Origin of the sequence: Undibacterium umbellatum (assembly GCF_014284125.1) — a bacterium.
In the GTDB taxonomy this organism is placed as follows: Bacteria; Pseudomonadota; Gammaproteobacteria; order Burkholderiales; family Burkholderiaceae_D; genus Undibacterium; species Undibacterium umbellatum.
The window spans coordinates 144,506-158,218 of record NZ_JACOFX010000014.1 but is presented as its reverse complement, the minus strand read 5'-3'; the positions used below and the strand labels follow the sequence as shown (position 1 = coordinate 158,218).

9 protein-coding genes are annotated in these 13,713 nt (G+C 44.0%); 7 read left to right on the top strand and 2 right to left on the bottom strand.

Going from position 1 to position 13,713, the window contains the following annotated elements:
• Window positions 1–272 precede the first annotated feature (272 nt).
• Genes H8L47_RS21725 through H8L47_RS21695 form a run of 7 tightly spaced genes read left to right on the top strand, consistent with a single transcriptional unit; the run spans window position 273 to window position 12,368 of the window.
• Entirely contained in the window at window positions 273–1,754 is a 1,482-nt protein-coding gene (locus H8L47_RS21725) for a type I restriction-modification system subunit M (RefSeq protein WP_186955689.1), read from the top strand.
• On the top strand, window positions 1,694–3,532 hold the full coding sequence (locus H8L47_RS21720) for a DUF262 domain-containing protein (protein WP_222616637.1): 1,839 nt from the start codon (window positions 1,694–1,696) through the stop codon (window positions 3,530–3,532). Before H8L47_RS21725 ends, H8L47_RS21720 begins: the two co-directional genes overlap by 61 nt.
• Window positions 3,529–4,998, top strand: a complete 1,470-nt coding sequence (locus H8L47_RS21715; protein WP_222616636.1) for a type I restriction-modification system subunit M — start codon at window positions 3,529–3,531, stop codon at window positions 4,996–4,998. The genes H8L47_RS21720 and H8L47_RS21715 overlap by 4 nt, the downstream gene beginning before the upstream one ends.
• On the top strand, window positions 4,995–6,098 hold the full coding sequence (locus H8L47_RS21710; protein WP_186955688.1) for a restriction endonuclease subunit S: 1,104 nt from the start codon (window positions 4,995–4,997) through the stop codon (window positions 6,096–6,098). Before H8L47_RS21715 ends, H8L47_RS21710 begins: the two co-directional genes overlap by 4 nt.
• A complete protein-coding gene (locus H8L47_RS21705) occupies window positions 6,098–9,079 on the top strand; it encodes a type I restriction endonuclease subunit R (RefSeq protein ID WP_186955687.1) in 2,982 nt (993 codons plus the stop codon). Before H8L47_RS21710 ends, H8L47_RS21705 begins: the two co-directional genes overlap by 1 nt.
• The gene (locus H8L47_RS21700; RefSeq protein WP_186955686.1) at window positions 9,079–11,628 is read left to right on the top strand and encodes an N-6 DNA methylase; all 2,550 of its coding nucleotides are present in this window, start codon (window positions 9,079–9,081) and stop codon (window positions 11,626–11,628) included. Before H8L47_RS21705 ends, H8L47_RS21700 begins: the two co-directional genes overlap by 1 nt.
• On the top strand, window positions 11,625–12,368 hold the full coding sequence (locus H8L47_RS21695) for a retron system putative HNH endonuclease (protein WP_186955685.1): 744 nt from the start codon (window positions 11,625–11,627) through the stop codon (window positions 12,366–12,368). Before H8L47_RS21700 ends, H8L47_RS21695 begins: the two co-directional genes overlap by 4 nt.
• Window positions 12,369–12,579: 211 nt before the next feature.
• Here the strand turns inward: H8L47_RS21695 and sugE are convergent, their stop codons facing one another.
• Both sugE and H8L47_RS21685 read right to left on the bottom strand, forming a co-directional pair.
• Window positions 12,580–12,900 (bottom strand): quaternary ammonium compound efflux SMR transporter SugE, encoded by a 321-nt coding sequence (gene sugE / locus H8L47_RS21690; RefSeq protein ID WP_186955684.1) that lies wholly within the window; start codon window positions 12,898–12,900, stop codon window positions 12,580–12,582.
• Between the two features lie 191 nt (window positions 12,901–13,091).
• Entirely contained in the window at window positions 13,092–13,658 is a 567-nt protein-coding gene (locus tag H8L47_RS21685) for a DUF3455 domain-containing protein (RefSeq protein WP_186955683.1), read from the bottom strand.
• Between the last annotated feature and the right edge of the window lie 55 nt (window positions 13,659–13,713).

Genomic DNA, 13,713 nt, shown 5'->3' with positions numbered 1-13,713 from the left:
GAACCATCAAATCATAACGGCACGAATACCGTTCCAATGAAAGCCTCCCCTTGTCCAGAAAAGTGTCACTTCTTAACAGAACTTGACTCAACCAATCTAACTCAATTTCTCATTGATTTAGAATCAAACATCCTACCACGCAAAAAATGGCTACGTTATTAAGCTATCAAGTACAATAATCTTTCGTTAATTCTGTGACATCACGCTATAAAAAAAGCAGAATCTATTGCCTGGCACAATTTTGTTGAAGTAACCAACCTTAAAATGACCGCATGAACACGAAACGGCTAGGACTATCCCAACTAGAACAGTATCTCTCTAAAGCCGCCTGGATCTTAAAAGGACCAGTCGATGCCTCAGATTTTAAGGTCTATATTTTTCCCCTGCTTTTCTTTAAGCGGATATCCGACGTCTACGACGAAGAGTATCGCACCGCCCTTTTAGAATCTGATGGCGACCAAGACTACGCAAAGCTGCCAGAGATGCACAGGTTCGAAATTCCTGCTAATTGCCATTGGCAGGACGTACGAGAAAAAACGACAAATGTTGGACAAGCTATAGAATTTGCTCTTCGTGGGATCGAGAAAGCAAATCAAGATTTCCTGTACGGGATTTTCGGTGATGCGCAATGGAGCAATAAGAACAAACTCTCGGACAAACTTCTTATCGATCTAATCGAACACTTCTCTCAATACAGCCTTAATAGTGAGTATGTCGATCCAGACATGCTTGGACAAGCATACGAATACCTGATAAAGCACTTTGCCGATCTAACGAATAAAAAAGCGGGTGAGTTTTACACCCCACGATCGGTCGTTCATCTGTTGGGCTTAATTTTAGATCCGCACCAGGGTGAGTCAATTTATGACCCTGCGTGCGGCACCGGTGGCATGTTGCTAGAGTGCGTCGATCACCTCAAGCATAACAACGAAGACTACAGAACCCTTAAATTGTTCGGTCAAGAAAAAAACCTGACGTCCAGTTCTATCGCCAGAATGAATATGTTTTTGCACGGGATAGAGGACTTCGAGATTATTCGCGGAGATACACTGCGCAACCCAGGCTTTTTTGAGGCAGATGGCCTGAAAACATTTGACTGCGTTATTGCAAACCCGCCATTCTCATTGAGTGACTGGGGCTCGGAAAACTGGGCAAACGATCCGTTTGGTCGCAATATTGCAGGCGTTCCACCACAAGGCAATGGCGATATGGCCTGGGTTCAGCACATGGTCAAGTCGATGAATAGCACAGGCAGAATGACAGTAGTGCTACCGCATGGAGCACTCTTTAGAAAAGGTGCCGAAGGTAAAATTCGGCAAGCATTAATCGAAAAAGATATTCTCGAAGCAGTCATCGGCCTTGGCTCAAATATTTTCTACGGCACGCAACTCGCAGCCTGTGTCATGGTGTTCAAACAAAACAAAGAAAAAGACCGGAAAAAGAAAGTCTTGTTCATCGATGCCTCTGACCAGGTTCGCAATGGCCGTGCGCAGAACTATCTTGAAACGCAGCATGTCCAACAAATCTACGATTGGTATTCGAGATTCGAAAATATCGAAAACTCAGTCTTTGTCGCATCACTAGCAGATCTCGAAGCTAACGATTACAACCTCAATATCCCGTTGTATGTCGAAAAAGTAATCGAGGACAATCTGCCATCTGTTGAACAAGCAATGGCTGATTTGAGAACAGCTTGGCAAGAGAGCTTGGAAGCAGAAGAAAAATTCAAAACTATTTTAAAGAGATTCATATAATGGCTTATGAAACCCCAATTACTATAAAAAAAGCAATCGACAATATCCGTAAAAGAAACTACGTCTTGCCATCAATTCAACGTGAATTTGTGTGGGACACAGATCAAATTGAAACGCTTTTTGATTCTTTAATGAGAGATTACCCAATCAGCACTTTTCTGTTCTGGAAGGTTGATAAAAGTAAAATCAAAGATTTTCAATTTTACGAGTTTCTCAAGAAATATCACGAGAAAGATAACCGACACAATCGTAAAGCCGAGTTGGAAAATGAAGATGACATCATAGCCATCCTAGACGGGCAGCAAAGAATGACGTCGATGTATGTGGCACTAACAGGGTCTTATGCGAAGAAAATGCCCTATTTCCACAAAAATAGCGCACACGCCTACCCGGAAAAGAAACTCTATCTCAATCTATTGAAACAATCAGAAGATCTTGAGATGGAATACGACTTCAAATTCTTGACAGAAAAAGAAGCCGAATCAAGTGAAGGTCATTTTTGGTTCGAGTGCGGAAAGATACTAGACATCACAGACATGGGAAAGTCATCCATGTATTTGATGAAAAACAATCTGATGAATACCTCGGTTTATTCGGAACAAGAATCTGAATTCGCCATCAACACTTTGAACGCTTTTTTTAATGTCGTCCATCAAAAAGGCACCATCAGTTTTTACCTTGAAGAGGGTGAGGAACTAGATAAGGTTCTTCAAATATTTATTCGTATTAACAGTGGCGGTACAAAATTAAGCTATTCGGATCTGCTTCTATCCATTGCAACGGCACAATGGAAAGAGAAGGATGCGAGAGAAGTTATTCATGAGTTTGTCGATGACATCAACAAAATTGGAGATGGTTTTTCGTTCAACAAAGACATCGTTCTAAAAGCCTGCCTGGTACTGGCAGACTTCGATGTTAAATTTAAAGTGGACAATTTTACGAAAGAAAATATGTCCATCATCGAAAAGCAGTGGGATCAAACCTCGGCCGCTCTTCGTGCGGCAATTGAACTGGTCGCAAAGTTTGGATACAACAGAGATAACCTGATTGCAACGAATACTATTATTCCGCTTGCCTACTTCATTTATAAAAACAACTTCGAGAATCAAATACTTCATTCAGCCCAAAGAGACGCTGATCGCCGAGCTATTAGGGAATGGCTTGCACGAGTCCTGCTCAAAGGGGTTTTTGGTGGACAGCCAGATTCTATTTATCCTGCCATGCGCGACCTAATCAATAAATGCCCAGGTCGTTTCCCTCTGCATGAAATCATTGAACATTATAAGGGCCGCAGAAAATCGATATCGTTCAGCTCGGATGACATCAAGAACCTACTTGACCTGCAATATGGGCAAGCGAAAACATATTGCGCATTAACCTTGTTATACCCAGGTCTAAACTTTAATTTCAAATATCATCAAGATCATATTCACCCAAAATCTCAGTTTACCAAGCGAAATTTAAAGAAAGTCGGCATCAGCGAAGAGCATATAGACTCTTATTTGTCCGAGTTCAATAATTTGAGCAATTTACAACTTTTACAAGCAACGCAAAATATTGAGAAGAGCGATAAACCATTCGCTGATTGGCTAGACAAAAATATCGGCGGCCAATTGGATCGTGAAAGCTTTCTCATGCAAAATCACATCAAGTTAGACCAGTCTTTAAGCTTCTTTGACTTTATCGAATTTATCGACAATAGGAAGAAAGCACTAGCAACGCAACTTTCGAACCTTCTCGATAGCGCAATACCGGATTCAGCGGAAACTGAAGAATGATGACCCAACAAGAACTAGAAAAATACCTCTGGGGCGCGGCCGTTGCCCTGCGAGGTACGATCGATGCTGGCGATTACAAGCAATACATTTTTCCTCTACTCTTTTTTAAACGCATTTCAGACGTTTATGATGAAGAGTACGATCTCGCGCTTGCCGAGAGCAATGGCGATTTGGCTTATGCTGAATTTGCGGAAAATCATCATTTCATCGTTCCCAAAGGCGCTCATTGGAACGACGTGCGCGAAACAACGGTCAATGTTGGTCAAGCATTGCAAGAAGCGATGCGCGCAATTGAGAAGGCGAACCCTGATACCCTGCATGGCATTTTTGGCGATGCCAGTTGGACCAATAAAGAACGCTTATCTGATGCAATGCTCATTAACCTCATCGAGCATTACTCGCAGCAAAAACTCAGCCTCACCAATGTTCCAGACGATAAACTAGGCAATGCCTATGAGTACTTGATCAAAGAATTCGCGGATGACAGCGGCCATACGGCAGCGGAGTTTTACACCAACCGCACTGTAGTCAAGCTCATGACCATGATCATGGACCCGCAGCCGGGCGAGAGTGTCTATGACCCGACCTGCGGCTCTGGTGGTCTATTATTGAACTGCGCATTGCACCTCAAAAGCGAAGGCAAAGAATACCGCACACTCAAACTCTACGGACAAGAAATCAATCTTCTCACTTCAGCAATCGCCCGCATGAACATGTTTATGCATGGCATAGAGGAGTTTCAAATTGTACGCGGTGACACATTGGCGAATCCGGGTTTGCTTGAAAATGATCAACTGAAAAAGTTCAACGTCATCCTTGCCAACCCGCCCTACTCGATTAAGTCGTGGGATAGGAAGAGCTTTGAAAGCGATCCATATGGTAGAAATGTATGGGGAACACCACCCCAGGGCTGTGCAGATTATGCGTTTCAACAGCATATTCAAAAGAGTCTGGATGCCAAAAATGGGCGTTCCATTTCGCTATGGCCACATGGCGTTTTGTTCCGAGATTCCGAAGCAGAGATGCGTCGAAAAATGGTGGAAGAGGATCTGGTGGAGTGTGTAATTGGGCTGGGACCGAATCTATTTTACAACTCGCCGATGGAAGCTTGTTTACTGATTACCAAGACCAATAAAGCTCCCAATCGAAAAGGAAAAGTCCTTTTCATCAATGCGGTCAATGAAGTGAAGCAGGATAAAACGATGTCCTATTTGATGGAATCGCATATCTCGAAGATCTTTTCGGCCTACAAAAAATTTGAAACGATGGAAAGTTTTACATCGCTGGTCACTAATGAAGATGTTCTTGGGCGAAATGGCAATATGGCCATCAATTTATACGTCCGTCCAGATGAGCACAACGCCGCCGATACCATCCGTTTTGCCGCCGCCTTCAGCGATTGGAGAAACACCTCAGAAACGCTAAAAACCTCTATGAAAAAACTTTTTGAAGTGTTGCAGAAATGAAAAATTTGAACATAGATAAAAGTAGTTGGAAACTCGTCAAATTTGGAGACGTGGTTGTCGAACCCAAAGAAACCATCACCGACCTCGCCGCTTCGGGACTGGAACATATAGTCGGACTTGAACATATCGACACCGAATCAATCCATCTTCGCCGTTCAGCGGGAATCGAAGAGAGCACTACTTTTACCAAACGTTTTGCTGTGGGCGATGTGCTCTTTGGTCGTCGTCGAGCCTATCTCAAAAAGGCGGCGCAGGCCAGTTTTGATGGAATTTGCTCCGGTGATATTACCGTGCTTCGAGCCAAAAAGAATCTGCTTCCCGAGCTTCTTCCTTTCATCGTCAATAACGACAAATTCTTTGATTATGCGGTGAAACATTCGGCGGGCGGATTGTCGCCGCGAGTGAAATTCAAAGACCTAGCCGACTACGAATTCCTCCTCCCACCCAAAGAACAGCAGGCCGAACTGGCAGAACTGCTCTGGGTGATGGATAAGGTGATTGAGAAGGATTTGGCGGTGTTGGAAAGTGTCAAAACACTTTTGACATTAGAAATGCTTCAAATAAAAAACAAGTATTTCAAAAAAAAGATCATCACTTCTGAAGAAAAATTTATGGAAGGAAAATTGGAAGATTTCTTTGTTTTACAGAGAGGATTTGATCTAACTAAAGAAAAATCATTGGCAGGGGATATACCCGTTATATCATCTTCTGGATTAAGCTATTATCACAATGTCGCGATGTGCCAATCACCCGGAGTTATTACTGGTAGAAAAGGTAAAATTGGAGATGTGTATTTCACTGCCCTACATTATTGGCCGCATGACACAACACTTTGGGTAAAGGATTTCAAAGATAATAATCCCAAATTCATATACTGGTTTTTGAAGTCGATAAATCTTGAAACATTTAATGCTGCAACTGCAGTTCCAACCTTAAATCGAAATACAATTCACCCTTTAAACATTTACTTTCCACTTTCTGAAAAACAAACTTTTTTAGCAAATCTATTAGACATACTTGATAACGAAATTGATCAGATAAGAATTCATATAGCTAACTCCAAAGCCCTCCAAAAATCCCTCATCAACGAGGTATTCTAATGGCCTTTACCGAACTCAACTCCGTCGAATATTTCATCATTCATAAACTTTCAGGAGCCAATCTCAACACCCAAACCACTGCTTCCGCCGTCTCCGAAGATGCCGACACAAGCTACGGTCATTTCTGGCAGTTCCGCTCCCCGCAGCAGCTCGACCGCAGTGTAAACGAAGTGCTTCTCGAAAACGAACTCAAATCCGCTCTCATTCGCCTCAACCCCGAAATCGCCGAAAAACCGGAGCGTGCCGTTGAGGTGATTCATACGCTTCGAGGGATTTTGAATTCGGTGGCTCATACGGGCCTAGTGCGTGCCAACGAGGAGTTTCTCAAGTGGGTCTGCGGCGAAAAGTCCATGCCCTTTGGCGAAAACAACTCTCATCGCCCGGTCAAAATCGTTGACTTTGAGACCATGAGCAACAACCACGGAATTATTACCAATCAGTTTCGCATCCATCACCGCGAAACCAAAATTCCTGATGTGGTGCTCTTTATCAACGGAATTCCCGTAGTGATAGGCGAAGCCAAAACACCGATACGCCCGGCCGTTTCTTGGCTGGATGGCGCTCACGAGATTCACGACATCTACGAAAATGCCGTGCCGCAGCTCTTTGTGCCTAATATTCTCTCCTTTGCGACTGAGGGCAAGCAACTCTTTTACGGTGCGGTGCGTTGTCCGCTGGAATTCTGGGCACCCTGGCGCATTGAATCAAAAAACACGGCACTGGCCCAGGCATTGGGGCTTGCTGAAATTGGCCGGGAACTGTCAGATCTGCTTTCGCCGGTACGCCTGCTAGATATTTTGCGAAACTTCACTCTCTTTTCGAGCAATAACAAGAAAATTCGTATGAAGGTGATCCCCCGCTTTCAACAGTACGAAGGCGCCAACAAAATTGTAGAACGGGTAGTAGAAGGAAAAATTAAAAAAGGGCTGATCTGGCATTTTCAAGGTTCGGGTAAATCACTGCTCATGGTATTTGCCGCACAAAAGCTGCGCCGGACGCAAGCACTTAAGAGTCCTACAGTGCTAGTACTGGTTGATAGGACGGATCTTGACACACAAATTTCCGGTACATTTAATGCCGCCGATATTGCCAATGTGGAGAGCACGGACAATATCAAAGAACTGCAGACGATGTTGGAGCGCGATACACGAAAAATTATTATCTCCATGATTCATAAGTTCCGCGATGCTAAGCCGAACATGAACACAAGAGATAACATCATCGTTTTGGTCGATGAAGCACATCGTACGCAAGAAGGCGATCTCGGTCGTCAAATGCGGGCTGCTCTACCCAATGCGTTCTTGTTTGGGTTAACTGGTACGCCTGTCAATAAAGCAGATAAGAATACGTTTTGGGCGTTTGGTGCGGAAGCCGACGAAGGTGGCTACATGTCTCGCTACACCTTCCATGACTCCATTCGCGATGCAGCCACTTTGCCGCTACACTTTGAACCTCGCTTAGTGGACGTTCATGTAGATAAAGAGGCCATTGATAAAGCCTTTGCGGAGTTTAAGGAAGGCACAGCGCTGACCGATGAAGAAGCCGATGCGCTCAACCAAAAGTCAGCCAAAATGGCTGCCTTCTTGAAATCACCGGAACGAGTCAAGAAAATCGTTGAAGATATTGCGATCCATTTCAAGACTAAGGTTGAACCACAAGGTTTCAAGGCGATGATCGTCACACCAGACCGTCACGCCTGCGTGCAATACAAAGAAGAGCTAGATAAACACTTTCCAGAAGCGGCAAGCCGAGTGGTGATATCTACGACTGCCAACGACGATTTCGATTTCAAGAAAAAATGGGAACTAGATAAGGGACAACAAGAGAAGGTCGTAGACGAATTCAATAATAAAAATTCAGAACTACTATTCCTGATCGTCACTGCCAAACTCCTGACTGGCTTTGATGCCCCTATTTTGCAGACAATGTACTTGGATAAGTCACTGAAAGACCATACTTTATTACAGGCTATTTGTCGAACCAACCGCTTATTCCCTCAAAAAAGTTTTGGCCGGATTGTCGACTACTTTGGCGTATTCGATGATGCAGCAAAAGCGCTTGAGTTTGATGAGCAAAGTGTTAAGCAAGTCATTAGTAATCTTACCGAACTTCGAGAAAAGTTACCGCAGGCTATGTCGGATGCGCTGGCTCATTTTGCGGGAGTCGATCGAACCCTCGTTGGATTTGAGGGTTTAGAGGCTGCACAAAACGCCATTGGTACCGTTGAGAAGAAAGATGCATTCGCACTTGATTTCAAATACTTAGCGCGACTGTGGGAATCCTTATCGCCAGACGAAGTACTCAATCAATATAATCAGGATTACAAATGGCTTGCTCAGGTTTTTGAATCTGTCAGACCCGCATCAGATAATGTTGGAACATTATTGTGGCTAACACTTGGTGCGCAAACTACCAAACTCATTCATGACAACATTCACGTAGGGGAAGTGCACACTCTGGACGAGTTCGTTCTGGACGCAGATGTGATCGAAAACATTTTCAACAACCCCGACTCGAAACAAGTGAAGCAACTTGAAAAAATGCTCGCTAAGCGTTTTCAAAGGCATGCGGGCGACCCTAAGTTCAAGTCTCTCAGCGAACGACTCGAAGACTTGCGCAACAAGGCAGAGCAGGGATTAATCACATCCATCGAATTCGTTAAAGAATTATGTAAGATCGCGAAAGAGACTATTCAAGCAGAAAAAGATCTCGAAGCAGCCATGCAAGATAAGTCAGCGCAAGCCGCACTGACCGAATTGTTTTTAGAGTTAAAGACAAACCAAACACCTGCAGTCGTCGAACGTATCGTTTCCGATATTGATGCCATCGTTCGGGTCGTACGTTTCCCCGGCTGGCAGACAACGATTGGCGGCGAACGCGAGGTACAAAAATCCCTTCGCAAGGCACTACTTAAATACAAGCTACATACTGATCAGGCTTTATTTGATCGGGCATATGCGTATATCAAGGAGTATTATTAATGTCACTCGATGAACAAATTGAGGCAAGCGAACTTACAAAAAAAATCTGGAGAATATTAGATCGTGCTAAGGGGAGTGCAAGCATCGATCATTTTCGAAAATTAGCTTTCACCATACTAATCATCAGTTTTTTTCAAGCGAAATTTGATAAGAAACTCAAAAATACCGGTTTTTTAACAATCGACGAGCTTCGTCAGCACATCGCTGATTTAATGAAGGCTTTTTCCTTAGAGCAATTAATTGCAACACGGTCAGATCAAAATGTTATATTTTTTTTAAAAGAAGAAATTCCAAAAACCATTTTCTCTAAAGAACTAGAAAATGATGTGCATCGAGAAATACTCGCTTTTCTCAGTGATATCCGTTCTCCAGTTAACGAAACAATCGCACAAAAAACCCTTTACGAGCTAAATGCTAGATTCACCGAGAGTGAATCACGGACTGGAAGTCAGTTTTATACCCCAAATGATTTAAATAAACTTGTCTTAGGATTGGGAAAACGAAACAATCCTCAATCCATATATGACCCTTTTGCGGGAGGTGGATTAACGGCATTTCAGTTTTATCGTGAAATAGAAAATGCTCAAATTTACACGCAAGAGATTAATTCAAATTCCTATTATTTGGAAATAATTGCTCGCATTATTCTCGACGTTCCTGGACATGATGTTCTGGGAAATTTTCTTAGCAAGCCATGTTACGGAAGTGATTCTTTTGATTTAGTCGTCTCGTTCCCCCCAATTTCTTTAAGAGTACCTAAATACATTATAGAAAGTGCTGCGATCGGGCCCATCAAATGGAAAGATGAAAATTGGATTCCGCTCGTAGAAAATTTGCCGGAAACCAAAAGTGACTTATTTATTGTCTTGAGTATGTTAAATGTACTTAATCCCAAAGGAACTCTAATTACCTGCTGCCAATTGGGGCCACTTACTAGATCTGGTAAAGAATTTGAAATTCGTAAGCAGCTTATTCGCAACAATTTGGTTGATGCTGTCATTCTATTGCCAAGCAAAATTCATTTCTCGACAAAGGTTCAAACTGTACTTTTAATTCTTAAAAAATCTCGCTCAATTTCTAATAAAAACCAAACAATACGATTTGTTGATGCGTCGTCTTTTTGTTCACCACGCAAAGGGAGGCACGGTTTCGATGAGAAACATATCGAATATATTTTGGATGCTACGGAGAACGATGGAAAATACAGCGTATCTTTGGACGGCGAATTTATCATCGAAAATGGGGCATCACTAGATCCCTCTAACTACGTTAAAAAATCGCTTACACTTAGGACCATAAATCTACGGAATTTTCGCGGGTACCGAGATTTTTCGACTTCAATTCATAAAAATCTAACTGTGCTTGTCGGGGAAAATGGTGCAGGGAAGACTTCAATTCTCGAAGCCATCGCTGCAAGCCTTGGCCCGTTTTTAACGTCCATACCTGAGGCAAAAGGGCGTCTCCTTCGAAAATCTGATATTCGAATATCGGCGGAGGGGGAATCAGACTATGCACAGGTTTTTATAGAAACCAATTCTAGTTTGAGTTGGGATCTGTCGATAAGGGGTGCGACAAAAAATAGCATTCAAGGGATAGGCCATTCAGCACTTGCAGAGTTTGCCACTGAAATAGTCGAAAATAATGCAGATCTCCCGTTAGTAGCGTATTACGGCACAAATAGAACTCTCACTTCAGCTGGAAAGGTCGCGATCGACCCATTTGAAAAAAATAGCAGGTATGAGGGCTACGACGGTGCGCTTGAGGCACGCCTTAACTACGCTTCTATAAAAAATTGGTTCTCGAAAATTGAAGTTGCTGAATTGAGAATACGTGACGAAGAGAAGCAACAAAATTACATACACCCAGTGAAGTCTTTGATCCTGCGAGCGATACAACAAATAGTCCCAAGTGCTACAAACATTTCTTTCGATAGAAACGAAAGTGACATCCGTGTCCAGTGGCGCACTGTTTCAGGTGAAAATGTTTCACTGTCTCTTGAGCAGCTCAGTGAGGGAAATAGGAGCATGGTTTCTATGACTGTTGACTTGGTAAGACGAGCTTACCAATTAAACCCTGAAAGCAGCAATCCTTTGAATGTAGTGGGCATCGTCTTAATTGATGAAATTGAACTGCATTTGCATCCAAGATGGCAGCAAAAAGTCTTAGACGACTTACGATCGCTCTTCCCAAATATTCAATTTGTCGTTTCGACACATAGCCCGCAAGTACTTACCACCGTAAAAGGTGAAAACATTCGGACGGTATCCTACGACAGTCAGGTCTCGGGTACTGTTTCAACACCCTACGGTGCTGAAAGTGGATGGGTGATGGAAGAGATTCTTGGCGTCAAACAGCGTCCAGAAACGGAAGTAATTATGAAATTGCGTGATTACTTTAACTTGATCGAAGATGGGTTGTCAGATTCAGAGACTGCTCGCCGACTAAGAAGGGAAATTGAAGAACTCACCGACGGAAAGGAGCCACTGCTCCTGAAAGCAGACCTAGCGATCAAGAGAGTCAACTGGGTTCGTTCAAAGAAAGGTGAATGATGCCCTATTTCCATATATCAGAACCGCTGGAACTTGAAAAGTTCAGAACTGCTGATCCTAATGCTACTTGGGCTGATTTAAAGGCTACGATGAACGTGAACATCTCAGTCAAGAATACAGTACCAAAGAAAGGGGCTGGACTATGTATATATTGTGAACAAAAATTGATCGACAAAGTCGATTTTCAAGTCGAACATTTTGTCCCAAAAAAAGGCGATGTAAATTCAAGTTATCTCCCAGGGGACCCAAACTGGGCGATCCATTGGGACAATTTGTTGCCTGCTTGCCTAGGTGGAACAGCACCCGCGGGTAACATGCCAAGCTCTATTTGTGATTCCGAGTCTCGGATTTACACCTCAAAGAATAATATCTCATGCGGACAATTCAAGGGTGATAAACACCCTAATGTTGGCTTCATTTCGCCCAAGGAAATACCAAGTTCGGAGTCTCTGTTCCTGTACGAAGTAGACGGACAAATGAAGTTCAATCACAAAGCGAAAAACGTCGGAAGTTTAGACAAAAATTCAATTGATAAGCATATCGGGTTACTAAACCTAAACTGCGAGCGTCTAAAAAGAGCACGCGCAAAGTTTGCTCTAATGTTAGAAGACGAATTTGACGTTGCGCAGCAGAGCTATGAAGACGTTAGTGAATTGATAGAGAAATGGCTGACTCCAAACGCAGACGGTCTGCTGGATCAGCCGTTTTTTTCACTAATTTTGAAGCGATACAAGTCATAATAGTCGTTTATTTGGGAGTATTGGACTACCCTGCAAATGACATGGCGCGGAATGTGCATATTTCATGGTCATCGCCAGTCTGATAAATATTTAAGTTCTGCAGTCGCACGCTGCGCTATTTCATAGAACTCATTTCATAAACAAGGTGAGATGCATTTGCTAGATAATGCAGGCTGCTATGGAAAAGGGGAAGAAATCTGCCTCCCCCAATTTATTGCGATGACGACATCTTCATCAAAATCAGCCCTGAGACGATCAGCAAGGCAGCGCAGATGCGGGTGAAGTTCAGGTGTTCCCCCAGGAAAACGATGCCTGCGATGAAGCTGCCGACGGCGCCTATGCCTGTCCAGATGGTGTAAGCAGTGCCGAGTGGGAGGCTGCGCATGGAAAATGCCAGCAAGACAAAGCTGACGATCATGCCGACGATAGTAATAATGGAGGGTATGAGCTTGGTGAAGCCATGAGATTGCTTCATTGAAAAAGCCCAAAGGACTTCAAAAAGCCCTGCTACGATCAACATTGCCCAAGCCATATGGCTCTCCTGTCAAAGAGCCGGGCCGTCCCGGACTTTCACTCCCAGAATGGGGAAGGTCGTTCCTTCTGCACTCGGGCTGTGGTCACCCGGCGAGTCAATTATAGCTCACGCCATGAACACCTGCTGGTTGCATGGCGTTCACAGCATGGCTACTATGCAAGGGGCAAGTGTCTGCCCATTTTGCCTTCTTACATCATTTTCCAGAAGATATAGTCTGCCTGATAGCTGACGGTTTGCTTGCTGCTCACTTTGCTGGTATCACACACTGTCGATGGCGCTACCCCGCCTTTGGTGGCAACGCGCTGTATGTAAGTGACGCCCATCATCGCACCATTGCCGGTTGCTGGATTGGCTTTGACCAGTTGATGAGGGATATTGCCTGCGCCCGCCGGGGCGACTGCTAGCTGGGTGGCAGTGACTTTGGAGCCATCCATGCTTTCCCATGTCGCAGGTGGGCCGTAATATTTGCCCACCTTGTTGCCACTGCGGTCATTCAATGCTGCATCAGGGCCGACGAAAACCCATTCGAATTGGCCAGCCATGTCTTTTTTGGCGCGGCATTCATAGGTAATCAGCCCGACACCTACGGTTTGCATGGCGACCTTATGCCCAGCTGGCACCTTGACGGCGTCTGGTAGGTTGTCTTGCGAGAAGCTGGCCGCCATGGGGCTCATGGATGTGCAGCCAACGAACAATGTCAGCAGAGTGGCAGCGCCAGCCAGACGGCCGGCGGTAATCAGAGTGAAGGCTTTCATGTAAGGCTCCTAAAGTAAATGGGGTATTAGTCCTCGCGACCAATACTTCAGATAC